The 26,016-nt window shown below is 60.4% G+C and carries 27 protein-coding genes; 17 read left to right on the top strand and 10 right to left on the bottom strand.

Going from position 1 to position 26,016, the window contains the following annotated elements:
• The first annotated feature begins 77 nt into the window (after positions 1-77).
• Positions 78-506 (top strand): hypothetical protein, encoded by a 429-nt coding sequence (locus tag ASU33_RS07270; RefSeq protein WP_059069713.1) that lies wholly within the window; start codon positions 78-80, stop codon positions 504-506.
• Between the two features lie 16 nt (positions 507-522).
• On the opposite strand, the gene ASU33_RS21220 is transcribed toward ASU33_RS07270, so the two are convergent.
• Complete coding sequence (locus tag ASU33_RS21220; protein ID WP_149867091.1) at positions 523-726, bottom strand: hypothetical protein; 204 nt, start codon at positions 724-726, stop codon at positions 523-525.
• 200 nt (positions 727-926) lie between these two features.
• On the opposite strand from ASU33_RS21220, the gene ASU33_RS07265 reads away from it, so the two are divergent.
• From ASU33_RS07265 to ASU33_RS07255, 3 genes are all read left to right on the top strand, one after another.
• Complete coding sequence (locus ASU33_RS07265; RefSeq protein WP_078062953.1) at positions 927-2,045, top strand: AMP-binding protein; 1,119 nt, start codon at positions 927-929, stop codon at positions 2,043-2,045.
• A 220-nt stretch (positions 2,046-2,265) separates the two neighbouring features.
• The gene (locus tag ASU33_RS07260) at positions 2,266-4,443 is read left to right on the top strand and encodes a dipeptidyl-peptidase 3 family protein (protein WP_078062952.1); all 2,178 of its coding nucleotides are present in this window, start codon (positions 2,266-2,268) and stop codon (positions 4,441-4,443) included.
• Positions 4,444-4,841: 398 nt separating this feature from the next.
• Positions 4,842-5,237: a hypothetical protein gene (locus tag ASU33_RS07255; RefSeq protein ID WP_059069711.1), complete on the top strand. Its 396-nt coding sequence runs from the start codon at positions 4,842-4,844 to the stop codon at positions 5,235-5,237.
• 75 nt (positions 5,238-5,312) lie between these two features.
• Here ASU33_RS07255 and ASU33_RS07250 read toward each other — a convergent pair whose 3' ends face one another.
• A complete protein-coding gene (locus ASU33_RS07250) occupies positions 5,313-6,038 on the bottom strand; it encodes a hypothetical protein (protein WP_059069709.1) in 726 nt (241 codons plus the stop codon).
• Between the two features lie 209 nt (positions 6,039-6,247).
• Here ASU33_RS07250 and ASU33_RS07245 point away from each other — a divergent pair, with 209 nt between their 5' ends.
• From ASU33_RS07245 to ASU33_RS07230, 4 genes are read left to right on the top strand one after another with little or no spacing between them, the layout of a single operon-like run.
• Positions 6,248-6,703 carry an ABA4-like family protein gene (locus tag ASU33_RS07245; protein ID WP_059069707.1) on the top strand — a complete coding sequence of 152 codons (456 nt, stop codon included), beginning with the start codon at positions 6,248-6,250 and terminating at the stop codon, positions 6,701-6,703.
• Positions 6,704-6,739: 36 nt separating this feature from the next.
• Entirely contained in the window at positions 6,740-7,600 is an 861-nt protein-coding gene (locus ASU33_RS07240; protein WP_059069705.1) for a hypothetical protein, read from the top strand.
• Between the two features lie 45 nt (positions 7,601-7,645).
• Positions 7,646-8,704, top strand: a complete 1,059-nt coding sequence (locus ASU33_RS07235; RefSeq protein ID WP_059069703.1) for a sensor histidine kinase — start codon at positions 7,646-7,648, stop codon at positions 8,702-8,704.
• Positions 8,705-8,746: 42 nt separating this feature from the next.
• Entirely contained in the window at positions 8,747-9,520 is a 774-nt protein-coding gene (locus tag ASU33_RS07230; RefSeq protein WP_059069700.1) for a LytR/AlgR family response regulator transcription factor, read from the top strand.
• 321 nt (positions 9,521-9,841) lie between these two features.
• Here the strand turns inward: ASU33_RS07230 and ASU33_RS07225 are convergent, their stop codons facing one another.
• On the bottom strand, positions 9,842-10,555 hold the full coding sequence (locus ASU33_RS07225) for an HAD family hydrolase (RefSeq protein ID WP_059069698.1): 714 nt from the start codon (positions 10,553-10,555) through the stop codon (positions 9,842-9,844).
• A gap of 53 nt (positions 10,556-10,608) precedes the next feature.
• Between ASU33_RS07225 and ASU33_RS07220 the strand changes: the two genes are divergently transcribed.
• Positions 10,609-11,250 carry a chloramphenicol acetyltransferase gene (locus tag ASU33_RS07220; protein WP_059069696.1) on the top strand — a complete coding sequence of 214 codons (642 nt, stop codon included), beginning with the start codon at positions 10,609-10,611 and terminating at the stop codon, positions 11,248-11,250.
• 13 nt (positions 11,251-11,263) lie between these two features.
• On the opposite strand, the gene ASU33_RS07215 is transcribed toward ASU33_RS07220, so the two are convergent.
• On the bottom strand, positions 11,264-11,809 hold the full coding sequence (locus ASU33_RS07215) for a GAF domain-containing protein (RefSeq protein ID WP_059069693.1): 546 nt from the start codon (positions 11,807-11,809) through the stop codon (positions 11,264-11,266).
• 1,179 nt (positions 11,810-12,988) lie between these two features.
• On the opposite strand from ASU33_RS07215, the gene ASU33_RS20975 reads away from it, so the two are divergent.
• From ASU33_RS20975 to ASU33_RS21445, 6 genes are all read left to right on the top strand, one after another.
• Positions 12,989-13,186, top strand: a complete 198-nt coding sequence (locus tag ASU33_RS20975) for a dTDP-4-dehydrorhamnose 3,5-epimerase family protein (RefSeq protein WP_078062951.1) — start codon at positions 12,989-12,991, stop codon at positions 13,184-13,186.
• A 163-nt stretch (positions 13,187-13,349) separates the two neighbouring features.
• Positions 13,350-14,681: a class I SAM-dependent methyltransferase gene (locus tag ASU33_RS07210; RefSeq protein WP_216818545.1), complete on the top strand. Its 1,332-nt coding sequence runs from the start codon at positions 13,350-13,352 to the stop codon at positions 14,679-14,681.
• 102 nt (positions 14,682-14,783) lie between these two features.
• Complete coding sequence (locus ASU33_RS07205; RefSeq protein WP_059069691.1) at positions 14,784-15,608, top strand: sugar phosphate nucleotidyltransferase; 825 nt, start codon at positions 14,784-14,786, stop codon at positions 15,606-15,608.
• A complete protein-coding gene (locus ASU33_RS07200; RefSeq protein ID WP_059069689.1) occupies positions 15,602-16,267 on the top strand; it encodes a PIG-L deacetylase family protein in 666 nt (221 codons plus the stop codon). Before ASU33_RS07205 ends, ASU33_RS07200 begins: the two co-directional genes overlap by 7 nt.
• Before the next feature lie 206 nt (positions 16,268-16,473).
• Positions 16,474-17,697 (top strand): class I SAM-dependent methyltransferase, encoded by a 1,224-nt coding sequence (locus ASU33_RS07195; protein ID WP_059069687.1) that lies wholly within the window; start codon positions 16,474-16,476, stop codon positions 17,695-17,697.
• 45 nt (positions 17,698-17,742) lie between these two features.
• On the top strand, positions 17,743-17,982 hold the full coding sequence (locus tag ASU33_RS21445) for a hypothetical protein (RefSeq protein ID WP_160328151.1): 240 nt from the start codon (positions 17,743-17,745) through the stop codon (positions 17,980-17,982).
• Here ASU33_RS21445 and ASU33_RS07190 read toward each other — a convergent pair.
• The gene (locus tag ASU33_RS07190) at positions 17,979-18,167 is read right to left on the bottom strand and encodes a hypothetical protein (protein ID WP_059069685.1); all 189 of its coding nucleotides are present in this window, start codon (positions 18,165-18,167) and stop codon (positions 17,979-17,981) included. The genes ASU33_RS21445 and ASU33_RS07190 overlap by 4 nt on opposite strands.
• A gap of 480 nt (positions 18,168-18,647) precedes the next feature.
• On the opposite strand from ASU33_RS07190, the gene ASU33_RS07185 reads away from it, so the two are divergent.
• Positions 18,648-19,130, top strand: coding sequence for an RDD family protein (locus tag ASU33_RS07185; protein WP_059069683.1), 483 nt, complete (start codon positions 18,648-18,650; stop codon positions 19,128-19,130).
• Positions 19,131-19,225: 95 nt separating this feature from the next.
• Here ASU33_RS07185 and ASU33_RS07180 read toward each other — a convergent pair whose 3' ends face one another.
• The 5 genes from ASU33_RS07180 to ASU33_RS07160 form a co-directional block, all read right to left on the bottom strand.
• Positions 19,226-19,843, bottom strand: coding sequence for a hypothetical protein (locus ASU33_RS07180; RefSeq protein ID WP_059069681.1), 618 nt, complete (start codon positions 19,841-19,843; stop codon positions 19,226-19,228).
• Between the two features lie 9 nt (positions 19,844-19,852).
• The gene (locus ASU33_RS07175) at positions 19,853-20,644 is read right to left on the bottom strand and encodes a LytR/AlgR family response regulator transcription factor (RefSeq protein WP_059069679.1); all 792 of its coding nucleotides are present in this window, start codon (positions 20,642-20,644) and stop codon (positions 19,853-19,855) included.
• A gap of 32 nt (positions 20,645-20,676) precedes the next feature.
• Positions 20,677-21,807: a sensor histidine kinase gene (locus ASU33_RS07170; RefSeq protein WP_149867089.1), complete on the bottom strand. Its 1,131-nt coding sequence runs from the start codon at positions 21,805-21,807 to the stop codon at positions 20,677-20,679.
• Between the two features lie 182 nt (positions 21,808-21,989).
• The gene (locus ASU33_RS07165; protein WP_059069675.1) at positions 21,990-22,685 is read right to left on the bottom strand and encodes a hypothetical protein; all 696 of its coding nucleotides are present in this window, start codon (positions 22,683-22,685) and stop codon (positions 21,990-21,992) included.
• Positions 22,686-22,945: 260 nt separating this feature from the next.
• Entirely contained in the window at positions 22,946-25,168 is a 2,223-nt protein-coding gene (locus ASU33_RS07160) for a TonB-dependent receptor (RefSeq protein WP_059069673.1), read from the bottom strand.
• 386 nt (positions 25,169-25,554) lie between these two features.
• On the opposite strand from ASU33_RS07160, the gene ASU33_RS07155 reads away from it, so the two are divergent.
• Positions 25,555-26,004 (top strand): YsnF/AvaK domain-containing protein, encoded by a 450-nt coding sequence (locus tag ASU33_RS07155; RefSeq protein WP_078062949.1) that lies wholly within the window; start codon positions 25,555-25,557, stop codon positions 26,002-26,004.
• Positions 26,005-26,016: the final 12 nt, after the last annotated feature.

Raw genomic sequence — 26,016 nt, 5'->3', positions numbered from 1 at the left:
TGGCACCGTGCCGTAGTTCGCCATAACTTATCCAATCCTCGTAAGGATTTGAAACGAACTACCGCCCGAGTGCCTGCATGGACCCAATTCGGCTTACCCAAACCATCCACGTAGTGCAATACCTGCTGCAAGCCCTGCTTATGGGGGCTTTGGTGATGTGGGCCGGCGGTGGGCTGAACTCGCCCGGCGCCGGTCCGCCGCCCGCGCTGGGTCCGTACGTAATTTTGGCTGCCCTACTGGTACTCATGGTGGGCAGCAGCCTCTACACCATGTCGCGCTACCTGCGGCCCAATTTGCGGAGGCCCAGCGCCGAAAATCACCGCGTATTCCGGAGCCGCCTGATTTTGCGCAACAGCCTGCTTGGGCTATTGGCCCTGCCGCCGCTGCTGCTGTACCAATCGAGCGGGCAGTTTTTCGATCTGCTGTATTACGGAGTAATGTTTGCGGGCTTGCTGGCCCTCAACTGGCCCACTGCCCGCGGTTACCAGCAATGGCTGATTTCGTAGACGCCGCCCGATCACATCAGAAAATAGAGCCGTAGCCTTCGCAACCCGCCACCCACGCGTAAAAGTCGCGCTTCCGGGCGTCATCCTCGGTTTCCTTTTCCTCGTCGGATTGTTGGGCTTGGGTTTGCGGTTGAGTTACCTGGCTGCCGCTTTGCACCGAAGGAGCAGTTGCGCTTGGCACTGGTGCCGGACCGCCTGCACGAAGTTGAGGAGCTTTCATAGTGCTGAGGATTAGGTGCTGATTATAAGTTACAAAAAGCCAGCACTTAACCACCAACCGCAAACGACTTAGCAGCACCCTAGGTGGCCGTCGGCGCTGTTGCTCTTGGCAGTCGCACGGGCATTGGCTGTGCATCCTTTCTTTTGCGTTGCCGGTATCAGCTATCGGCTATTGTTTTTTCGCCCCGTACCCTTCGCCGCATGCCCGCTACCACCCTCCCCGATTCGCTGTTGCTCAACGGCCGCCGCTACACCTACACCGAAATTCAGGAGTACCCTGCCCACGCGGGCGGCGAAATAAACGGCTACGAAGCGCGCGTGCTCGACTACTGCCGCCAGTGGCTGAACGGGGCCCAGGAATTTGTGCTGACCACCTCGGGCTCTACGGGCACTCCTCAACCCATTACCCTGCGCCGCAGCCAATTGGTTGCCAGTGCCGAGCGTACCATGAGCCACCTAGGGCTGGGCCTGGGCCACCGCATGCTGGTGTGTCTCAACTGCGAATTTATCGGTGGGCTGATGATGCTGATTCGGGCCCTGGAGCACGGTTTGCACCTCACCATCACCGAGCCCGTGGCCAACCCGTTTGCCCTGCTCCCGCCCGATGCCCAATTTGATTTCGCCTCATTTGTGCCGTTGCAATTGCGCGCGGTGCTGGAGCAGGGCCATGCCTCGAGGCTCGAGCAGATGAAAGCCATTCTGATTGGCAGTGCGGCCGTCGACCACTCGCTTACGCAGCTTGCCGACACGCTACAAGTGCCGCTCTACCACACTTACGGCATGACGGAAACCTGCTCGCACATTGCCCTGCGTCGCCTCAACGGCCCCGATGCCTCGCCCTACTACCGCGTGCTGCCCGGCTTGCACGTGGAGCAGGACGAACGCGGCTGCCTCGCCATCCGGGGCGATGTAACCAACCAGGAGCTTATCCAAACCAACGACCTCGTGCGCTTCGCCGAAAACGACCACCACTTGTTTGAGTGGCTTGGCCGCGCCGATTTCATCATCAATTCGGGCGGCGTGAAAGTGCCCGCCGAAAAAGTAGAGCAGGTGCTCGAAATAACCCTGGCCGAGCTAAACCACTTGGGCCGCCGCGCCTTTGTTACGGGCCTGCCCGATGAGCGCCTAGGTCAGCAGGTAACGGCCATCATCGAGGGCGAGCCGCTGGCCGAAGCACAGTGGACTGAAGTAGCCGACAAGCTGCGCGAACGACTAGGCCGCTACGAGGTGCCACGTGCCGTGCACTACGTGCCCGCGTTTGCCCAAACCGCCAGCGGCAAGCTCGATCGGCGCGGCACCCTGCAGCAGCTAGACCTGTAATTGCGTGTAGCGCGGACTCCGTAGTCCGCGTCCGCGGATTGTATTGTTTGTACCTAGGAAAATGTAGCGTAGCCAAGCCCACGCTACATCATGCCAAGCCGCGCAACGACTGAGAATACTACACTGCTTGCTACGCCATTACGGCGCCGTATTTGCATTGTGATTTAGCAGGCCGAATGCGTTGCTTTGTGCCGGCTTTTTTGCCCTTCCCAACTCATCCATGAAAAATACCCTTTTCCGCCACGCTGCGTGGCTGCTGAGCCTCGGCTTGGCAGGTTGCGCGGCTGCCACCACCCAACCAACCACCGATGCCGCTGCTTCGGCCACTTCCAACGCTGTAAATAACCTAGGCGCCGACATAGCTGCCGCAGCCACTCCTGCTGCTACCCCAGTGGCCGCGCCGGCCGACGAACAATCCTTTAAAGTTGTTACCGAGCAGTTTGCCGATTTACGTGTGCTGCGCTACCAGGTGCCGGGTTTCGAGCAGCTCGATCCCAAACAGAAGGAACTGCTGTATTATCTCTACGAAGCCGCTTTGGCCGGCCGCGACATCATCTACGACCAAAATTATCGCCACAACCTGCGCGTGCGCCGCACCCTCGAGGCGCTGTGGGAGGCCAACCAGCAGCGCATGGCCAGCTCCTCCAACACGCAGCAGGTAGATCAGGCCCAGAAGCTTAACGTGTACGCCAAGCGCGTGTGGTTCAGCAACGGCGTGCACCACCACTACAGCACCCGCAAGTTTGTGCCCGAATGCTCGCGCGAGTACTTTGCCGAGCTGGTACGCGGCGTCGATAGCAAGTCGCTGCCGCTGCTGCCCGGCGAGTCGGTCGATCAGTTCCTGGCCGCCATCACGCCCGTCATCTTCGACCCCACCCTCGACGCCAAGCGCGTAAACCAGGAGGCTGGGCAGGATTTGGTGAAAACCTCGGCCAACAACTTCTACCAAAACCTGACGCAGAAAGAGGTAGAGGATTACTACGCCAAAAAAATCAACAAGAAAGACCTACGCCCGATTTCCTACGGCCTCAACTCGCGGCTGGTAAAGGACAAATCGGGCAAGATTGTGGAGCAGCCCTGGAAAGTGGGCGGCCTCTACAGCCCGGCCATTACGCAAATTGTGTATTGGCTAGGCAAAGCGGCCGACGTGGCCGAGACGCCCGAGCAAAAGCTGGCCCTGCAGAAGCTCGTGAAGTACTACAGCTCCGGCGACCTGAAGGTGTGGGACGACTACAACATTGCCTGGGTGCACGATACCAAGTCGCGGGTGGATGTGGTGAACGGCTTTATCGAGGTGTACGGCGACCCGCTGGGCTACCGCGCGTCGTACGAATCGGTGGTGTCGTTTAAGGACCTGGAGGCCACCAAGCGCATCAAGGCCATCGGCGACCAGGCGCAGTGGTTTGAGAACAACTCGCCTATCAAGCCCGAGCACAAAAAGAAGAACGTGGTGGGCATCACGGCCAAGGTAATTACCACCGTTGTGGAGTCGGGCGATGCGGCCCCGGCCACGCCCATCGGCATCAACCTGCCCAACGCTACCTGGATTCGCAAGGAGCACGGCTCGAAGTCGGTGCAGCTGGGCAACATCGTGGAAGCCTACGACCAAGCCTCGGCCGGCGGCATGCTCGACGAGTTTGCTTACTCCGACGAGGAAAAGCAGCGTGCCAAGCAGTATGGCTCGCTGGCCGGCAAGCTGCACACCGATATGCACGAGGTAATTGGCCACGCGTCGGGCCAGCTGAACCCCGGCGTAGGCACCACCAAGGAAACCCTGAAAAGCTACGCCTCGGCCATTGAGGAAGGTCGCGCCGACTTGGTGGCCCTGTACTACCTCATGGACCACAAGCTGATTCAGCTGGGCGTGGTGCCCAACTTGGAGGTAGGCAAAGCCGAGTACGACAGCTACATCCGCAACGGCCTGATGACGCAGCTTTCGCGTCTGACCCTCGGTGAAACCGTGGAGGAGGCGCACATGCGCAACCGCCAGATGGTGGCCAAATGGGCTTATGAAAAGGGCCGCAAAGACAACGTGGTTGAGAAGGTGCAGAAGGACGGCAAAACCTACTTCCGTATCAACGACTACGACAAGCTGCGCAACCTCTTCGGCCAGCTGCTGCGCGAAACCCAGCGCATTACGAGCGAAGGTGACTACAACGGCGCCAAAACCCTCATCGAGACCTACGGCGTGAAAGTGGACCCAGCCATTCACAAGGAGGTGCTGCAGCGCTACCAAAAGCTGAACATTGCGCCCTACGCCGGCTTCATTCAGCCGCGCTTGGTGCCGGTCGAGCGCGAAGGCAAAGTGGTAGACGTGAAGCTCGAGTACCCCAGCGACTTTGCCCAGCAAATGCTGGAGTACGGCCGCAAGTATTCATTCTTGCCGAACGCGAACTAACCTAGGGAAACCCTCATCCTGAGGCGCCGGCCAAAGAGCCTCCTTATGCAAGTACGACCTAGGCAACCAACGTCATTCCGAGCAAAGCGAGGAATCTCGCGTGCTGACGCTGGCTAGTAGAATACTACCTGGCGAGATGCTTAGCTACGCTGACCTTTGGTTCGGCTGCGCCTCTGCATGACGACCTAGGGAAGTCGCTGCCGCGCGAGAGGGTCCTTCGGCTCGTTCCTCAGAACGACAGCCTAAAGAGGTGCCCCACTAATCCGAAAGCACCTAAAAAGTATCTTCCGTCTAAGCTCAACCATATTCTTGCACTTTCAGTAGTGAAAATGCCGGCTGCGTTGCTAAAGCAGCCGGCATTTTTGCTTTCTTAGTACCCTCGAATACCCTAACCGCTTATGAAAAAGCTTTTCGCTGCTTCGTTTTTGCTTGCTGCTTGCGCCGTTGCCCCGTTGGCCGCCAGCGCCCAAACCAAACCCTCAGCTACGCTTGCCGCAGCCCCCGATGCGGCTCGCTACGAGTACTGCGAGCTAACGGTGCGCAACAACGGCGACATCTTCTCCGACTTCGGCTACGGCATGGAAAAGCTGGGCGGCGGCTCGCTCTCGAAAGTAGAAGTGGGCAAGCTGCAGGTATTCAGCACCTACGTTACGGCGCTTAACTACATGGGCTCGTTGGGTTGGGAGCTGCTGCAAACCGACGACCTCGACGGCAAGGGCACCAACGGCGTAACCATGCGCTTCATGATGCGCCGCTCGCGCACCTCTACCGGCGTAACCGTTACTAAACAGTAACCCCACCCCTATCGGCTTGTGCCTCCGCCCCCAACCCTGCTGCTACAGCCTAGGTTGGGGGCGGAGGCGTTTTACCTAGGGTTGGTGTGGTACGTAATCGGAGCGGCGCAGGCCTTGCTGCGAAAACAACCGCTGCCGGCCCCGCACGATTTTGTACAGGTCGCCCAAAAAGAGCTTTACGCGGCCGTAAAAAATGGCACCGCTGATGTCGTTTTCGAGGTTTTTGTTGGTGAGCAAGGCTTGACGGTAACCGGCGCCGGCGCCCACTCCTACCCACCGAAACACGCGCATGTGCCCACCCAGGGTTGGCTCGACAAGCCAAATATGCTGCCGCGGCGTGCGGTATACGCTGCCATCGGGTTGCTCGTAGCGCACGTAGTAGCGGCCCAGTCCCGCTTGCACGGGCACGCTTAGCTCCCAGCGCGGCGTGCCAATGAGCACGTACTCGCCGTAAAGAGCGGCATAGCGAAAGCGCACAGTGTTTTCGGTGCCAGCCGGCAGCGGAAAGGGTGCCGGCGCATTGGTGGGCAAAGCACTGCCCAGAAAATATACGCCCACGCCGGTGCGCAGGCGGCCGCGCCACTCCACGCCCAGCTTCACGCCGTTGATGCCCACCAGCTCGTTTTGCAGCAGCGAAAACCGCTGATCGAACTGAAATACCACCCGCCGGTGCGCCTGCCGCACGCGGCTGCTATCGGCCGCACCTAGGATGTTGGGGCTAGCTGAAAAGGAGCGAGCAGCAGCGGGCCAGCCAATGGCAAGCAAGCCTCCAAGCAACGAGTAGTGGACGAGCAGGTTCACAGGGCAAAAGTACGGGCGTGGGCAGCTTAGGTGTCGGCAGCGCGGGCCAAATCCAGGTAAATAACCCTGGCAGGACCAATTGTTTGTGCTGCGGTTCGCCCGGTGGCTTGCTACAGTTCACCCGGCGGGTAGTCCGTTTCGCCCGGGTTGCGCTACCACCCGGCCCCGCGCGGCAGTACTTTCGAGCTGTACTACACCGCCGCTCCACCATGACGCCCGAACTCGCCTTTACCATCGCCAACACGCTGATATTGCCGGCCTGGCTGCTGCTGGCCGTGGCCCCGCGCTGGGTGGTTACGCGCCGCTTGGTACGCAGCGGCGCCTGGCCGCTGCTTTACGCCGCCGCCTACGGCTGCTTGTTGGTGGTGCACTACCTAGGCCAGCACGGCGGCGAAGGCGGCTTCGGCTCGCTGGCCGAAGTGGCCGCCTTGTTCCGCGACCCGTGGGCCCTAACCGCCGGCTGGGCGCACTACCTGTGCTTTGATTTGTGCGTGGGCATTTGGGAAGTGCGCGATGCCGAGCGCCGCGGCCTGCCGCACGTGCTGCTAATTCCGGCCCTGTTGTTCACCTTCCTGGTAGGCCCGCTTGGGCTGCTGCTCTACGCTGGGTTGCGCCTGTTGCGCCCCGCTCCTGCCACCGAGGTTGCTACCACTACGCTTGCCTAACCCATCTGCACTTACACAACCAGCCCTTTCTGACCTATGAAAACTGCACTTGCCCCCGCCATGGCCGTTGAGGCAGTTCCTGCCGCGTTGCTCAAGCGCCCCACCTGGCTGCGCATCATCCACGGTTGCCAACCGGCGTTGGCCTGGGCTGGCTGGCTGCACGTAGCGCTAATGGCGGCAGCCCTGGTGCTATGGCCTTTGGATGAGCGCACCGTAACGGGGCTCAACGTGTGGGTAAAGCCCATTAAGTTCAGCATTGCTGGGGTGGTGTACTTGTGGTCGTTGGCGTGGCTGCTGGCCGATTTGCCCGCGCAGGTGCAACGCAGTGCCCGCCGCATCGGGCGCTTGGTGGGCGTGGCCCTGGCCATCGAAATCAGCTGCGTGTACCTGCAAGCCGCGCGCGGCACTACCTCGCACTTCAACATCAGCTCCTTATTCGATGCCGTTGTGTTTCAGCTGATGGGCGTGTTTATCCTCATCAACACCATTGCCATTGTGTGGGCCATTTGGCTGATGTTCCGGCACCGGCCCCACGGCTCCTCGGCCTGGGTTTGGGGCATGCGCCTAGGGTTGATTTTGTTCCTGGTAGGCAGCGCGGTGGGCGGCAGCATGTCGGCTCGCCTGGCGCACACCGTAGGCGCCGCCGACGGCGGCGCCGGCCTGCCCTTACTGGGCTGGAGCACCCGCCACGGTGATTTGCGCGCCGCGCACTTCCTGGGTCTGCACGCGCTGCAAGCCATACCGCTGGTAGGCTGGCTGATTACGCGCTACCTGCCGCAGCTACGGCCCAACGTTCAGGCCCTAAGTGTGGTACTGTTTGCCGCGCTCTATGCCGGCGGCGTAGCGTGGCTGTACTGGCATGCCGTGCAGGGCCTGCCGCTCGTTTCACTGCCCTAGGTGGTTATCTTCACGGCGCTTCCCAGGGGCCGTCAGCTCTTCGCCATGAACGACCGTCGCATTCGCCTAATCGGAATACCGCTGCTCAGCCTACTCATTGTGCTGCTCGGCAACGGCGGCCACTTGCTCTCGTGGCCGGTGTTCTTGGTTAGTTGGGCCGTGTCGCTGCTCTTCACGGCGGTGCTGTGGCTGGGCAACCGCGCCCTCTGGGATGTGTTGTTGCAACGCTTTCCAGAGGTGCACCAAACGGCCCGGCGCCTGTGGTGGTTGGCCGTGGGCAGCTTGCTCTACACCAGCTTGGCTACCATTGGCTTAGTAGCGCTCATGCACCTGTTCATGCCGCAATACTTCAGCCTAGCGCCTGCGTTTATGGCGCAGCAAATTATCTTCGATCTGATACCTACCACGGTGGTGCAGCTGGGCTACGAAAGCCGACATTTTTTTCTGCAGTGGGAGCAAAACGTGCGGCGGGCCGAGCAGCTGCAAAGCGCCAACCAACGCGCCCAGCTCGAAGCCCTGCAGCAGCAGCTCGATCCGCATTTTCTGTTCAACTCCCTCAACACGCTCTCGGCCCTCATCGAGCCCGACAACGAGCCCGCCCAGGACTTTGTGGAGCGCCTCGCCGATGTGTACCGCTACGTGCTGCTGAGCCGCGAGCGGAGCCTGGTGCCGCTGCACGACGAGCTGGCGTTTGTGGAGGCCTACGTGGCGCTGCAAAAAGCCCGCTTGCGCGACAACCTGCAGGTAAGCCTAGCGGTGCCCGCCGAGTTGCTCGAGCACCGGGTGGCCCCGCTTAGCGTGCAGCTGCTCATCGAAAATGCCCTGAAGCATAACGAAGCCTCGCGCCAAAATCCGCTGCACGTGCACGTAGCCGCCACCGCCGATGGCTGGCTAACGGTGCTCAATGCCCGCCGCGCCCGCATCACCAGCCTGGGGCCCAGCACCGGCACGGGCCTGCGCAACATTCGCGAGCGGTATGCCCTGCTGGCTCCGCAGCGCCCCGTTGCGGTGCTCGACGAGGCAACTACCTTCAGCGTGCAGTTGCCCTTGCTGGCTCCTGAGCCCACGGGCGCCGAGCTCGGCAGCAAAGCCCTGGCCAGCTAAAGCAGCCCTGGGTAGCACCTCCACTGAATTGGCACCACCCTGATGAACGTTTTACTGCTCGAAGACGAATATCCGGCGGCCGAGCGGCTGCAGCGCCTGCTTGCCCAAGCCGCCCCCGATGCGCAGGTAGTTGCCCACTGCGACACCGTAGCCGGGGCCGTGGAGTGGCTGCGCACCCACCCCGAGCCGCACCTCATTCTGGCCGATATCCACCTCGCCGACGGCATCAGCCTTGATGTGTTCGATCAGCTGGTGGTTACCACGCCCGTCATCTTCACCACGGCTTATGATCAGTACGCCCTGCAAGCGTTCAAAACACACAGCGTTGATTACCTGCTGAAGCCCATTAAGTTGGCCGAGCTGCAAACCGCCCTGCAAAAGCTGCGGCAGTGGCACAGCCCCGCTTTGGCTGCCTCGGAGGTGGCGCAGCGCCTGCAAAGCTTGCTCAACACCAACACGCAATCGGCAGCACCGCAACCCAAAACGCGGTTTTTGGTGCGGCAAGGCGAGCAGCTGTTACCCATTCAAGCCACCGACATTGCGTGGTTCCAGAGCCGCAACGAAACCGTTACGCTCGTTACGCACCTAGGGCAACGCTACCTCGTCGATTACACCTTGGAGCAGCTCGAGCAGTTGCTCGATGCTAAGCAGTTTTTTCGCCTCAACCGGCAGTTTATTGCCCAGCTATCGGCCGTGCAGCGCCTGCATCCGTGGTTCAACGGCAAGCTGAAGCTCGATTTGCAACCGGCACCTAACGATGAGGTGATTGTAAGTCGCGAAAAGGCTGCGGCGGTGAAGAATTGGTTGGAGGGTTAGTTTCCTCTGCTGCCAGAAGCGCTGGACACAGAACTATTTAACTCAAAACGTCATGCTGAGCATAGTCGAAGCATCTCCCCCGCTTCGTTGCCCGGTGTAGCGCGGCCTTTGGCTACGCCGACCTTCGGTTGTAGTCCGCGTCCACAGATAGTGACTCCTGTTCCCAGACGAGAATACTCTCCAATATCATTGGTAAAGGACTAAGCCGACCGTCGGTTCGATAAGCTCAGCATGACGCCTTTGGTACACAACTAGAGGTCAACCACCCCTAGCCCACGCCGCTCGAAACGCGGAATTCATCTGAGGAGGGAAACTAGCTCTTTAACCTTGTAGCTCTAGTTCGGTTAGGTAATCAGGTACTTCGGCAAGGGAACTGATCTGGTGGAAGGCCACGCCTTCGAGTTCTTCGGCAGGTACGCGTTCGTGTATCCAGGTGGTGTGGTAGGGCACGTACACGGCGTGAGCACCTAGGCACGCTACGGGCAGCACGTCGGATTTCAACGAGTTGCCGATCATCAGGAACTCCTCGGGCAGCAATTGGTAACGCGCCAGAATGCGGCGGTAGGTATCCTCGTTCTTCTCGCTCACAATCTCCAGGTGGTCGAAGTACTCGCCTAGGCCAGAGCGGGCTAGCTTGCTTTCTTGGTCGAACAAGTCACCTTTGGTGAGCAGCATCAGCGGTATTTTGCGCTCTTTGAGGGTGGTTAGTACCTCGGGCACGTGGGGCAGCAGCTCGATGGGAAAATCGAGCAGGCGCTTGCCGTATTCGAGTATCTGCTGAATTTCGTGGCCCGTAACGCGGCCGTGGGTTAGCTCGATTACCGTCTCGATCATGCCCAGCATAAACGACTTGGCGCCGTAGCCAAACAGCGGTAAGTTGCGGCGCTGCACCTGGTAAAAGTGCTGACCTAGGGTGTCGGCGTCGGCGTAGTGGGTAAGCAGTTCGTAGAGTTGGGCTTCGGCGTAGTCGTAGTGCGGCTGGTTGGGCCACAGGGTATCGTCGGCGTCGAAGGCTACGAGCTTAGGAGCAGGCATGGAGACAATGGTAAGCGTACGGATGCCGGGCAAAGTTACCGAACTTGCGCCCCATGAAGCAGCCGATTGACTTAGCCACCTGGAACCGCCGCGAGCATTTTGCCTTCTTCTCCGCCTTCGAGGAGCCGTTTTTTGGCATTGTGGCCGATGTGGAGGTAAGCGCAGCGTACGAGCGTGCCAAAGCCCTAGGTGTCTCGTTTTTTCAGGTGTACCTGCATGCGGTGCTGCGTGCCGTTAACCAGGTCGAAGCCTTCCGCTACCGCATCGAAGACGGGCAAGTGTACTGTTACGACGAGGTGCACGTATCGGCCACGCTCACCCGCCCCGACTCCACGTTTGCCTTTTCCTTTGTGCCCTACGCCGCCGAGCTTACTCAGTTTGGCCTAGGGCTGTCGGCCGAAATGGAGGCCGTGCAGCAGAGCACCGGCCTGCGGCTGAGCCCCAATGCCGCCCGCCTCGATGTAGTGCATTTTTCGGCTATTCCGTGGCTGTCGTTTACGGGCCTCACCCACGCCCGCTCTTTCTCCCACCCCGATAGCATCCCCAAACTTTCGGTGGGCCGCTACCGCAAGGTGGGCGAACAGCTGCTGATGCCTGTAGCCGTGAACGTACACCACGGCCTGGCCGATGGCTACCACGTAGGCCTGTTTTTCGAAGCCCTGCAGCACGAGCTAAACGGCACCCAAGCTGGGTAAAAGCCACCAGCACCTAGGGCAGCTGTTCGGGAGTATTCTGCCCGTGCATGTAGGCCTGCACCACGGGCAGCAGCAACGGCAGCGCCGCTTCAATGTACGCGCGTTCGGCGGGCGTCCAGTGGCGAGGGTGGTCGAATACGCAAGGCTGCAAAATGGCCCACAGCTGGCCGGCTTCGTCCACGATGTGGGCATGCACCAGTGCCCGGTGCCCAAAGGTTTTCCGCTCGAACTCGCGGTTGAGTACCTCGGGGCCGGCGGCTTCTACGTCATCCACAAACACCGAGGGTTGTGCAGCCAGAGCAGCCCGGAACAGCGGGTCTTGCTGTGGCAGCTCGCCGGTGTCGTCTTGCCACGGGTGGCGCGGGTCGGGCACGGCTTCATCGAGGCGCCACACCAAGGCAATGCGGCCCCGGCCACGCTCAGGGTTGCGCACGTACAGAAAGCACCGGTCGGCGCGCAGGTGGTGGCCGATTTGGGCTAGTGCCTGTTCAAGAGCGGCTTCGGGCACTTGGTTTTGACCTAGGGTTTGTTCGAGTTCGGCAGTATCGGGAGCGGGCATAGGCAGCGGCTTGGCGGGTGCTGCCGGGTACGGTTGCCGGCCTGAGTAGGTTGGCGTGTCTTGCTCCGAAGTACTTAAGGAGCATTAAGGCAGGTGTGGCGCAAACCACCAACCGGAAAAGGTCACGAGTTCATGGCATCAAAACAGGGCCGTAAGCCTGAGTTAACGCGCTGGTTCCGCTCCTAGCCTCCTAATGCCACTACACCCAAACGGCGTCACCTCGACAAGCCATGCGCATGGCGTACCGACAGGTACCGCGCCGCAGCTTAGCCGCCCTTACGTGCAGCGCAACAGTCAACTGGCTAAGTCACGAAATCTGCGTTTCAACAGGTAAGCACCTGTTATTTACCTATTGCTTGTATTGAACAAATCAAATCATGTATATACTTTAAAAAATAAATAAGTGGATTAATATCAATTAACTTTCAATTAATGATAACTTTAATCATATCTGTTGCTCTGCCTAGCGTGCACATTACTCTAAACAAGTCGTGCATGACAACTCATCAGCTACTCTCCCTAAACCGCTCTTCATACATGAAACATGAAAGCAGTTATCCTGGCGGGCGGCTACGGCACCCGCATCAGCGAGGAACGCGGCGTCCGCCCTAAGCCTATGGTTGAGATAGGGGCGGCCCATCCTGTAGCACATCATAAATATCTACGCCGGCCACTGGCATCACCGAGCACGACGGCATCGTCTGAGACAAAGCGTGGCTCAATCGCCTCGGTGCTGACGGCAAGGTGACAGCGCACTGGCACACCGGCTTCTGGCAGCCCAGGAACATGCTGCACGACAAAACCTGCTCGCCGACTTGTGGCAGCGCGGCGCCGTCGCATGCAAGGTGTGGGGCGACGAACCCGCCGCAGCCGACCCGTTGCTGGCACAAGTCCTCTTGGCGCCGGTGCAGCCCTTGTCGGCGGGCGAGTTACCGTGCCCACCATCCGCACCTTCAACTAACGCTTTATCGGCTTCGGCGGCTGCGCCAGGCCGTCCCCCCTGCTTGCCACGGCCCCTAGGTGCCGAAGTAGCACCCACCTTACGCCCGGCCAGCTGCTCCGGCAGTTGCAACCATCCACACTGCATAATTTCCACAATACGAGCTACCTAGCGTTTTCATCTTCGATGCGAGGCGTATGGCCGATGGACGGGACTTGATTGCCCGCTCGTAGTGCTAAATCGAGTTTGATACCTACGAAAACCGGGCTGCCTCGGTGCAAGACAATTCGTTGTCGAATCTGCGCCGGGGTATGTTGCGCGCCCTGCACATGCAGCAGGAGCCTTGCGCCGAAATCAAGCGGGTACTCTGCCCCCGCGGCGCCACCTACCACGTGATTGTGAACCTAGGCAAGAAGCTAATTACCGACAGCCAGTAGGCGGGCGTAGCGCGAACGGATACATCCTTCTGGATGCTGTTCAAGCCGGTCCTCTTCACCTAGGGCTTGCTCATACTGCAAGTCGGTACCGACGTGTGCTACCCCGCATTGGTCGGGCACGCGCTCGTGCCACTTTATCATCTGACCACAAAATAGTCTGCTGATGACTGCAACACTACCTACCGCATCGGCCGCCCCGCTGCCCGCGGCCACGCAAAAAAACCGGCGCAATCCGCTGCCCCATGCAGTGCAACCCGCGATGGAACCCCGCTGCCGCTTCTGCGGCGAGGCGCTGCACACCACCCTGGTCGACCTGGGCACGTCGCCCTTGTGCGAGGATTTTGTGCGGCCCGAGGACTTCAACCGGGCCGAGGCCCAGTACCCGCTGCACGCCCGCGTGTGCGGCAGCTGCTTTCTGGTGCAGGTCGGCGACTTTTTGCCGGCCGATAAAATCTTCCGCGACGAATACTGCTACTTCTCCTCGTACTCCACCACGTGGCTGGCCCACGCCCGCCGCTACACCGAGCAAATGGTTACCCGCTTTGGCATCGGGCCGGAGGAGTTTGTGGTGGAAGTGGCCAGCAACGACGGTTACCTGCTGCAGTACTTTCTCGAGCGAGACATTCCGGTGCTCGGCATCGAGCCGGCCGGCAACGTAGCCGACGCCGCCCGCAGCAAGGGCATCAACACCCTCAGCAAGTTTTTCGGGCGCCGCACGGCCCAAGAAGTAGCTTCAACCTACGGGCAGGCCGATTTGCTGATCGGCAACAACGTGCTAGCCCACGTGCCCGACATCAACGATTTTGTGGGCGGGCTCAAAATCATGCTTAAGCCCGGCGGGGTGCTCACGATGGAATTTCCGCACTTGCTGCGCCTGATTGAAGGGCGGCAGTTCGATACCATCTACCACGAGCATTTCAGCTACCTCTCGTTTTACACCGTAGAGCGCATTTTTGCTCACCACGGCCTTACCCTCTTCGACGTGGAGGAACTGCCCACCCACGGCGGCTCGCTGCGCATCTATGCCCGCCACGCCACCGACGATGCCCGCCCGGTGGAGGCGCGGGTGGCGGAGCTGCGCCAGCGCGAAATAGAGCTTGGCGTGAACACGCTGCCGTTTTATACGGCCTTCAGCGAAGCCGTCAAGGAAACCAAGCGCGCCTTGCTCAGCTTCCTCATCGAGGTTAAGCGGGCCGGCAAAACCGTGGTGGGCTACGGCGCCCCCGGCAAGGGCAACACCCTGCTCAACTACTGCGGCATCCGCACCGATTTTCTCGACTACACCGTCGACGCTAACCCCCACAAGCACGGGCTGTTTTTGCCCGGCTCGCGCATTCCCATTTACCACCCCGACCGTATCCGCCAAACGCGCCCCGACTTCGTGCTGATTCTGCCCTGGAACCTGCGCGCCGAAATCATGCAGCAAATGGCCGACATCCGCCAGTGGGGCGGGCGCTTCGTGGTGCCCATCCCAATGGTGGCCGTGTACGACTAAGCTGTGTGGGGCCGCCGGTCCCGATTCACGTTGTGCGGTGCCGCCCGGTACCCCCTAGCACTGCTGCTCCCGGCAGTTTGCCACTCTTAACCCGTCCCGTCTATGAAGGTTGTGTTGTTCTGCGGAGGCTTTGGAATGCGCCTGCGCGAGTATTCCGAATCGATGCCCAAGCCCATGGTAACGCTGGGCTACCGGCCCATCCTGTGGCACATCATGCGCTATTACGCGCACTTCGGCCACACCGATTTCATCCTGTGCCTGGGCTACAAGGCCGATACCATCAAGCACTACTTCCGAAACTACGACGAGTGCATTTCCAACGACTTTGTGTTTTCGAAGGGGGGCAAGGACGTAAGGCCCCTCAAAACCGATATCGACGACTGGAACATCACCTTCGTTGACACCGGCCTGAACGCCAACATCGGGCAGCGCCTGCTGGCCGTGCAGCACCTGCTGGCAAACGAAGACATGTTCCTGGCTAACTACGCCGATGGCCTGGCCGACCTAGACGTGAACCAGATGGTGCACGAAATGGCGCAGACGAACGCCGTGGCCAGCTTCATGGCCTACCAGCCGTCGCAGAGCTTTCACGTGGTGGCGCTGGGCGAAGACTCGCGCGTAGAATACATCAGCCCCATTGCCCAATCAGGGCTATGGATCAATGCAGGCTTTTTCGTGCTGCGCCCCGACATTTTCCACTATATGCAGCCCGGCGAGGAATTGGTGGAGCAGCCCTTCCAGCGCCTAATCGCGCAGGACCGCCTGAGGGCGCATCCACACCAAGGCTTTTGGGCCGCCATGGACACCTTTAAGGACAAGCAGCTCCTCGACGAACTGCACGCTCGCGGCCCGGCGCCGTGGGAAGTGTGGCGCCGGCCCGAGCCCAAGCCCCGGTACCTGACCCACGCACTAAAAGCCGCATGCTGACGCTGAGTTTAGCGCCGCCGGCGGGCAGTGCTGGCCTGCGCGTGCTCTGCCTAGGTGCCCACGCCGACGACATCGAGATTGGCGCGGGCGGCACGCTGCTGCGCCTGTTGCGCGAGCAGCGCATTGCGGCCCTGTGCTGGGTGGTATTCACCAGCACTCCGGCGCGGTTGCTCGAGGCCGAAGCCAGCGCTTGCGCGTGGCTGGCGGCTGCCCCCGGGGGCCTCGCCGAAGCGCAGGTGCGGGTGTTGACGTTTCAGGACGGGCGGCTACCCCAATCGGCGCTGGAGGTGAAGCACGTGTTTGAAGACCTGAAAGCCTTTCAGCCCGACCTGATTTTTACCCACCACCGCCACGACCTGCACCAGGACCACCGCCTGTTGGCCGACTTTACCTGGAACACGTTCCGCAGCCACCTGGTACTGGAGTACGAGATTCCGAAGTACGACGGCGACGTGGGCAACCCGGAGTGCTTTGTGGAGCTGCCTGGCGACGTGCTCGACCAAAAGGTAGAGCTGCTGCTGACGCACTTCCCTTCGCAGGCGGGCCGGCATTGGTTCGATGCCGAGACCTTCCGGGCACTGCCCCGGCTGCGCGGACTGCAAGCCGCTTCGGCCGGGCGCTATGCCGAGGCCTTTTACGTGCGCAAACTGGTGCTCTGAGCCAGTCCAGCTCACTTGCCCCTGCCAGGGTAGCCGCCCCAGGCACCTAGGATCCGAATGACAATACACCCTCCTCGACGTAGCCGAGCGCTCGGGCATTGAGTTTGGGTTGCTGCCTCGGGCCACGTGCGCCCTACGCCGGGCTGCTGGCGCTGACCTGATGCGTACGCTCTCATCTCCAACCGCTTCACTTAGACAGTTAACCTATGGAAACCCAGGCATTACCGGAGGTCAGCCCGCGCGTGGCTGCCACCAAACCCTGCGCGGTGTGCGGCACCAACGATTGTGAGATATTCTACGAGTTGCGCGATGTAACCGCGCAAACCGGCATTTTGTGGCCTACACGTGAGGCGGCTCTGCACGCGCCCATTACCGACGTGCGCCTGTCGTTTTGCCCGCACTGCCATTTCATTGTCAACGAAGTTTACGAGCCGGCCAAGGTTACCCACATCCGCAACGATTTCACGCTGGAGTTTTCACCTTCCTTCAAAGCCTTCACCGATGGGCTGGGTGAGGACCTGGTGCAGCGTTATAACCTGGCAGGCAAACGCGTGGTGGACATCGGCTGCGGCGACGGCGACTTCCTGCGCACGCTGCTGCGCGCGGGCATGGGCTCGGGCCTGGGCATCGACCCGGGCTACGCACCCAGGGAAGGGCAAACCGACCCCGCCAACCTGCGCTTTATCAAAGACTTTTTCGGGCCCGACAAGGTGGAGGAGCTACGCGGCGCATCGCTCATCAGCTGCCGCCACATGCTCGACATTATTGCCTCGCACCAGGCCGAGTTTGTGCGTACGCTGCGCCGGGCCATTCCGGAGAGCGAGCAGCCTTTGGTTTACTTCGAAGTGCCCAACGCCCTTTACGACATCGGCGAGCAAGTGGTCTGGAACATCGAAAACGAGCATTCGGCGTGGTTTACACCGCAATCGTTGGCGTACTTGTTCCGGAGCTGCGGGTTCGAGGTGCTGGAGGTGCACCCCTGCTGGCACGACGAGTACATCAGCCTGGTAGCCCGCCCCGCCGGCATGCCGCTAGACAACCCCGCCGCCCTGCCGCCCACCCACGACCCCTCCACGCCCGTGGCGGTGCGCGCCTTTGCCAGCGCCGCCGAGGAGGTAATTGCGGAGTGGCAACTTCGGGTAGCGGTGCTGCGCCGCAGCGGCAAGCGCGTGGTAGGCTGGGCCGCCGGGGGGCGCGCCGTTACCTTCCTCAACACGTTCGACCTGAACGATACCGTAGTAGCGATAGTCGACATTAACCCGCGCCGCCAAAGCAAGTTTATGCCGCGCACCGCGCACCCGGTAATAGCGCCCGAGCAGCTAATGGCGTACCGCCCCGACGTGGTGTTTATCAGCAACCCAACCTACGCGCCCGAAATCCAGGAGCAAGCCCGGCAGTTGGGCTTCCGGGGCGAGTTCCTGGTGCTCTGACCTAGGGCCGCTACCATCTCAACATTTACCTCCGCAACAAGCCATTTGCTTCTCCACCTTTACCCAACCTTATACAATCGGTGTCTTACCTACCCACACCGAAACCGCGTTTCGTGGGAGGACATGGTGGATAGCTATGGACAGCTTTGCGGCCACGAGAAGAATAACCTGCGCGATTCTACCATTCTGCTAACCGATTGCGGCGACTCTCTAGGCTACTACCTCGAGCATTTCTTCGCGCACTTTCCCGAAGAGCTGCAAATAGAGTCCATCATCGCCCTCTAAAACCGGTTAGACAACTTGGTAGCCTGCACCCCCGCGGTCATCAAGCTGCACGAGGTTAGTTTACAGAAAGCACCGCCCTCGAAGAGGCGCTGGCCCAAATCGGTCAGCGCCTCTTCGAGGGCGGCTTCGGGCGCTCTTTCCTGACCTAGGGTTTGTTCGAGTTCGGTAGTATCAGGAGCAGGCATAGGCAGCGGCTGGGCAGGTGTTGCCGGTACGGGCTTAGAATTTCGTGCTGACGGCACCTTTTTACTTTTGCTAGATTGTTATCGGAAACAGTGGTTAGTGGCCGCTATGCCCAAACGGGCAACTTAATCCACTTGAATCGTTTGCCAATTACCGGGGCACTTTAGCGTCAAACATTGCTGGTGTGCGCTTCCCCCGCATTCGAAACGGGGAAAGGAATTTGGCAAGTAGAAGCGAGTGGCCGCGCTGACCTTACGTTGCCTCGATTCACGATCTTCCATCCATGATGGGTAGGCCTGCGTCTTGTTCGAAAGCAAGAGGCATAATTCGAACAGCTAAGCATGTCTAAAACTCATTCGGAGCCGGTCGCACAAGAGCCATTATGGTAATGAGTCATCTTGGAAAAGGTACAACCCGTCACTCAATGAAGGGCCAGAAGCTATGTATAATTTAGCGGACCTTTTCCCAGCCGCTCTTCCCTGATGATCGTGCCTGACAACCGAAAACGCCGCTTGCTCTCTATGTTGGGGGAGCACATCGCTTTAACCCTGCTAGGGTTGCCCCTCATGCTCTTTCAGCCTCTTGCTGGCGACTGGATATTCTACTGTTTGCTCGCGCTTTACTTGAACAAAGACTTCCTCCTCGGCCGCAGCCCTCTCAAGCGGGCCATCGGCACGCAGGTGCAAACGGCGTCCGGTCTTCCGGCCAACGAGTGGCAGTCTTTCTTACGCAATACCACCGTGCTGGCGTGGCCACTGGAAGTATTGGCGGTGGTCATTACGGGACAGAAGCGGCTAGGCGATTACATCGCGCGCACGCAAGTGGTTAATGTCGAGCGTAACGCGGGTTCGTGGCGACAAGAGCTGGCCGCCCATCGAGTAAGCATCCACACGCTCTATGCCTTACTGGCTACGGCACTCTACCTCCTGTTGGTTCATTCCCTTTTTAACTGGATTGGCCTGTGAGCGTGGCACTATAAGTCGTGTTATGTTTATTTGCTTCGCTCAACGCTAGCTTTTCTACTTATAAGGCTTTACCCTATTCTTCAACTACCATTCGGTTACGCTATTATTACTGCCAGCAAGGCCGCTCCCATCCCGACCACAGTACCCACAACCAACTCAATCAACGAGTGCCGCTTCAGCACAAGGCGCGAGGCTGCTACCAAGCTAGCCACCAGCAAGGCACCTAGGCCCCACGCCTGATTCAAGCCCAACACGCAGCCCGCCATAAAAAACGACAGCGCCGCGTGCAGCGATACTTTCAGCCGAAAGTTGATACCGTAACAAGCTACTAGCAAACCCAGGGCAGCCAACATACCGGCGCGCAGCGGCGCCGCCGATGGCGTAGCCCACACAAGCGCGGTGGCCACGCCCAAAAGCACAATTAACCTAGGGTAAAACGAGGCCCGGTGTTCGCGCACCGATACGTCGAAATCGGTGTAGGCGCCGGTTTTTACCTGCCGGTAGTTCCAGATTGACATCGGTGCGGCCACTCCCAGCAGCATGCCCGCCATAAGCCAAGCCGCCACGCGCACCTCGAGCAGCCGAAACGCCAGCACGCCCACAAACACCAAAGCCGTAAACAGCGGATTACCTAGGGTGGACACCCAGTAAGCTACCCGCACCAACGTAGGGCTGTAGCGGCGCGTGGGCTGGTTTTGCAGGGCCGGGCTCATAGCAGAGCATTACCGATCGAGCCAGGCCCGGAAGGCCGGTACCCGCTCGCGACTCACAAGCACGTCGCCCTCGGGCGAAGCGGGCTGCAGCGTGGTTTTCAGGCGCGAGTTGGTGTAGTGAATAATGTCCTGAATGGCAGCATGATGCACCAGGTAAGCCCGGTTGAGGCGGAAAAACTGCTGCGGATCGAGCATCTTTTCGAGCTGCTCCAGGGTTTGATCGAGCACGAAGCGGCGGTTTTCGCGGGTTTGCACGAAGGTGGCTTTCTCGAGGCTGAAAAAGTAGCTTACCTGCTCCACGGGTATCACCTTCAGGTGCTCCCCTACTTTCACCACAAACTGCTTTTTGTATTGCTGTTGCTGTGGCTGCAACTGCTGCAGCACCTGCGCCAGCACCGCGGGGTCGAGACCGAGGGCGCTAGGGCCCGCGACCGGGGCGGCTGCCCGCAACTGCCGCAGCTTGTGCAGGGCCGCTTGCAGCTCCTCCTCGTCGATGGGCTTCAGCAGGTAATCAACGCTGTTGACTTTGAAAGCGCGCAGGGCGTACTGATCGTAGGCCGTGGTGAAAATGACCGGGCAGCGCACCTCCACGCGCTCGAACAGCTCAAAGCTCAGCCCATCGGCCAAATGAATATCCAGAAAGAGCACCTCGGGCGGCGTGGCAGCCGTTTCGAGCAGGACTACGGCAGCCTCCACCGAATCGGCAGTGGCCAGCACTTGCACGGGGGGCTGCTGGCGGCGCAGCAAATCGGCAAGGCGCTTAGCGGCCAACGGCTCGTCTTCGATGATGAACGCAGTCATGAATGTGTGGGGTAATCAGGATAGGTTTAAACTCAGGCCGCCGAAAGCTCCAGCACGGGCAAGGTTACCACAAATTCGGCATCGGTGCGCTGCACCTGCACTTGCTCGTTGGTGAGGTGGCGGTAGCGCCCCTGCAGGTTGGGCAAGCCAATGCCCGTCGATTCGCCGGGGGCGAGGCGGCGCGGGCGTAGGTTGTTGATGACACGCAGACGCTGACCTGCCGCGTCGAGCTCGATGCGCAGGTGCAAGGGCTGGCCGGCCGTGGCTACGTTGTGTTTCAGGGCGTTTTCGAGCAGCAGCTGCAGGCTTAGGGGCGGCACTACCGCAAACGCCGACACGCTCTCGGGCTCGGGCATCTCTACCTGCAAGGCCTCGCCGTAGCGAATGCGCTGCAGAAACAAGTACGATTGGGCAAACTCCAGCTCGTCGCGTAGGGGCACCACGTCGCGGCCGCGGGCATCGAGCACGTAGCGATACACCTGCGAAAGCTGCCGGATAAAGCGCACCGCTAGCTTGGGCTCCTCCTCTACCAGCGAGGTAAGCGCGTTCAGGGCATTGAACATGAAGTGCGGATCGAGCTGCTGGCGCAGGGTTTCGGCTTCGGCCTGGGCCATTTCCTTTTGCAGCCGCTCGTTGCGAATCAGGGCTTCGCGCCAGCTCATCAGGAACGAGCGGCTGTGCAGCACCAACGAAATAATGGTGGTTATCAGCAGCGGAAACATCACCCGGGCCATTACACCGGGCTTCAGCATCACCGATGGGTCGTAGCCCCGGTAGATTACCAGAAACCAGAAGTTGATAGCTGTAATGACGACCAGCGAGCCGCCCAACGAGGTGAGCAGCGTGAGCACCAAGCGCTTTACCGGTTCGCGCCGCCAGTTGGCGTACCGATCGAGCCAATCGACGGCGTAGCCATTGGTGAGCCACAAGCCCAGCGAGTACACAAACGTCATGGTGTAGTTCACGGCCATTTTGCGCCCGTCGCCCCAGCACTCGGTGCAAGCAAAGGTGCCGATGCAAAACGTAAGCAGCAGAACGGTGAGGCCCAGCCGCAACCAGCGCCCGCGCGTGTAGCGCTTCCAAAACCGCACGGGCGGCATTTGGTGGCTGTGGGCGTATAGCGCGTCGCGTTCTTCCTGCGTGGGCGGAAACAGCGTAGACATGGGCAACTGCAATGTGTCGGTTCCTGAATTGCCGACCAGTAAAACAACCTAGCCTGCGCGGGAGCATAGCCGCCGTGTGGCGAGCTTGCCCTAGGGCGGTGGCGCCTGAAGGTAAGCAAGCCGGCGCGGCCAATCCACTGCGTTGTAGTGGCGTGGCCGCGCTGCTCAGCAGGGCGGTACTACTACTTGGCGGCCGTGGTCTGCTCGTACTGCTTCAGGCGGCCCAGCACTTGCCGCTCGCCCCAGTTCGGAGCCATTTCCGAAGCGGGCTTGAAGGCTGCGTAACGCGTTTTGGCTTCTTCGAAGAGTGGCCTGGCGGCCTCGGCACCGCCCCCAAACATTTTGGGCGTGTAGTACACGTTGTTGGCCCCTACCAGGTAGGCACGCGGGTTGGCGGGGTTTAGCTTTTTGGCTTGCGCCAGGGTTTCGGTAACCATCTGCGAGTACTTCATCGAGCGCATCATGGGCGAAATACCTAGGCGTGCCTGGTAGATGTAGGCCTGCAGCACCAGCAGCTCCGATTCGTCGCCGCGCAGCTTGCGGGCTTTGGCCAAGGCGGCTTCGGCTTGGTCGAGGTACTTGTCTTTCACGTCGCCCTCTTCCTTGCTCACGAAGGTGGTCAGCATCATGGCGTAGGCCTGGTAATAGCGCGGCAGCCAATCGGCGGGGGCTACGGCGGCGGCGCGCTCCAGCTTGGCGTAGGTCTGTTTCAGCTGGGCCGGGTCGCCGGTACTCATCAGCTCGCGCACGGTGGTGGCCAGCATGTCGGAGTAACCAGCGTGGGCGGTTTGGGTGGCAGCCACCGGGGTAGCTTTATGCTGGGCCGAAGCATTGAACGAAGCAGCAGTGAGGGCGAGGATGAGCAGCGAGGTTTTCATGGCAGGGGCGTTGGTTTGGGAGTTAGTGAGTGGCGTAGTGCCTGTCTGATGATTCAAAGGTGTGGCGACCTAGGGCCACTTGAAATTTTGTGTTGCTGAAGTGTCGGATCAGCCGGCTGAAGTGCATCCCAGGAAAGACGAAAGCAGACGCAGTGTAGCGCGGACCTTAGTCCACGTTTGCCGGAACGACCGGAACCACACTGTTCTGCCCTAAGGGTTTCGTTCCGGCAAACGCGGACTAAAGTCCGCGCTACACTCGGCTACTCCGGTGCCGTATTGGTATCGGCCGGGCGTTTCTTGTTGATGGAAATCAGCAGGCCGGCGAAGACCATGCGCGGCGCCGAGGGCGTAACGGCTACGCCTTGGTAAGTACCCGAGGCATCGGGCGTGTTGGCGTAGCGGTAGCCGAACACGTTGTCGCGGCCCAGCACATTGGAGCACGAGAGGTGCACGATGGTCAGGTTTTTCCAGAGCGAGGTAACGTAGCTCAGGTTCACGCTCAAATCCTGGTAGCTGGGTGTGCGGGCTTGGTTGTAGCCGGGTAGGTTGGGGTTGTAGTAGGCCCTAGGTGAGGCGTAGCTGAAGGTGGCGCCTACTTGCGTGTGCAGCTTGTTGATCCAGTATTTACCAACCACCGAGAGGTTGTGCCGCGAGGCGAAGGTGGGTACGGCTAGCTGAGGGTCGGCGCGCTGCTGGCGGCGGGTATCCACTAAGCCGTAGCTAACCCAATAATCAAGCCCGCGCACCGATTTCCGGTCGCGCCAGAACACATCTACCCCGCGCGCGTAACCGAGGCCGGTGCTTTGGTAGGCGGCGGGCACAAAGGGCAGCGGCACGTTGGTGGTGAGGGCCGAGCCCTCGTAGCGCGTGAGGTGAGCGTAGTCTTTGTAGTACGCCTCGGTGCGGAAGGTGCGGTTGTTTTTGATGCGCTGGTACGTAAGCAAATAATGCACTGCCCGCTCGAAACGCAGGTTATCGACGTACTGCCCAATGCGCATGAGGTCGTTGGCGGGCGTTTGGTAGAAATAGCCCCACGCCCCCGACAGCTGCTCGCCTTCGCTTAGCTGATAAGCCAGGGCCAGGCGCGGCGCGGCGTTCCAACGGCCCAGCACCTTAGAGTACTCGGCGCGGGCGCCGGCGCGGGCCACCAAGTTGTTGCTGAAGGCAATGTCCGATTCGGCAAAGGCAGCCACCCGTGCCTCCTCGAACCCGAGACGCTGCCGGGGTGCTTCGGCCGAGGCTTGGTACTGCTGCTGGTACCGCTGACCTAGGCCCTCGGCACCGAGCTTAAGGTTAAAATAGGTACCAGCCGAATCGTTGGTGAGCACCGCGCGGCCCACTACCGACTGCTCCACGTCGTGGAGGTACTGCGCGTCGGGGCGCACGGTTTGCTCGTCGCGGGTGCCGGCCACGCCGGTTTGCAGGCTCCAGCCGCGGCGCAGCGGGCTCCGGAACGTAGCGTTGAGGTACTGGTTTTGGTTTTCGAGGCCGATGGGGCGCCCGCCGGCAAAGTCGGGGTCGGGTTGGCGCAGGGCAAACTCCGAGCGCGTAAAGGCGCCGTACACTTTCAGCATGCCCATGTCGCCGGTGCGCTGGCGCAGGGCCACCGAGCCACCTAGGGCCTGCGGCGCTTTCAGCCAACCCCACTCCTGCGGTACCATGCCGTAGTAGGGTTGCAGGTTGGTGTAATCGAGAGTAGCGGCTACCGAGCTGCGCTCGAAGCGTTGCTGGTGCGACAAGCTGAGGCCCACCGACAGCAACGACACGCCCGTTTGGGTTTCGTCGGCCAGGTCGTACGATTTCAGCCCCACCACCGCCGACAGCGCCTGCCCGAACTCGGCCGAGTAGCCGCCCGTGCTGAACACGGTGCCTTTGAACAGGTTGGGCGAAAAGCGGCCCCGCGCCGGCACGCCGGCTACGCTAGCATTGTAGGGGCTCTGCAACGGCAGGCCATCGAGGTACTGCTTGGTTTCGCCGGCTGCGCCGCCGCGCACAAACAGCTTGCCCTCCTCGCCCACCCTGCTGGTGCCGGGCAGGGTGTTCAGCGCGCCGTTGATGTCGGCCAGGGCGCCGGCGGTGGTTTGCACGTCGCGGGTGGTAAGTACGGTGCTGCGCTTCTCGTCGCTGGCCTCGAAGGCGCCGGCCGTGATGGTAACGTCGCCGAGCTGGTTGCGCACGGGCTTCAGCACTAAGGCAAAGCGCTTGGCCGCGCCGTCGAGTGCCGCGGGTTGCTCTTGCACCTCGTAGCCCAGCATGGTAGCTACTAAGGGCAATGTTCCGGTTTGCTGCGTGCTGAAGCTGAATTTGCCTAGCGAATCGGCGGTGGCACCATCGAAGGTGGTTTTCAGAAACACATTGGCGCCGGGCAGCGGCTGGCCCTGCGCATCGCGCACGGTGCCGCTGAGGGTGGTAGCCGTTTGGGCCCACACCCGACCTAGGGCAGCCAGCAGGAGCAGCAGTACGAGGAGTAGCAAACGTTTCATGGGGGTAGCGGCTGAGTGACGATTCAAATGTGGCCGTGCGGCCTCCCCCATATCCACTTGTTGCTACCGAAGTGTAGCCTGAGCCGGATGAACCGTAGCTAACCGCGCCGCAGGCCATTACCACCACCCGGAAATTTGCCCGCCATTATTGCAGGCCCAAAGCGGGGTTGTTACCTCAACTATACGGTCGCTGCAAGCCTCAATACAGTAGCGCTTTATGGCTGCGCTTGAACCGCCGGGCTGCTGGTTAGCTCAACCATTTATTGGACTTGTTCTGGTCAACTGAACAATAACAATAGGTTTTGAGCCGCGTAAGCCCATTCCAAAAACTACATAGTTGGCTTTAATCGATTTCCGCATCAGCCGGCTACTACCCATACGCTCCTATGCAACCGCCCGAAAACCTGACCCCGCCCAACGCCTCGAACCAGCCCCTCGTGCAGCCCGAGCAGCCGGTGGTTATTCCGGTAATTGCGGAGCAGCTGCAGGTAGAGCGCGGCGTGGTAGAAACGGGCCGCATTCGGGTAACCAAGCAAGTACACGAAGAACACCAGGAAATAACGGCACCCACCGTGCGCGAAGAAATTGAGGTGGAGCGGGTGCCTATTAATCAATACGTGGATGTAGCCCCGCCCGCCGTGCGCTACGAAGGCGACACCACCATTATGCCGGTGTTGCGCGAGGTATTGGCAGTCGAAAAGCGCATCCTGTTTGTGGAGGAAGTGCGCATTACAAAACGCCAAGTGCAAGCCGAAACAACGCAACCTGTTACGCTCCGCAAAGAAGAAATTATCGTGGAGCGGGTGATGAATGATCCTAACCAACCCGCGGGCTAAACCTAGCTCGCT

Origin of the sequence: Solirubrum puertoriconensis (assembly GCF_001483135.1) — a bacterium.
In the GTDB taxonomy this organism is placed as follows: Bacteria; Bacteroidota; Bacteroidia; order Cytophagales; family Hymenobacteraceae; genus Solirubrum; species Solirubrum puertoriconensis.
Note: the sequence above shows the minus strand (reverse complement) of the source record. Positions and strands in the feature narration are given on the sequence as shown.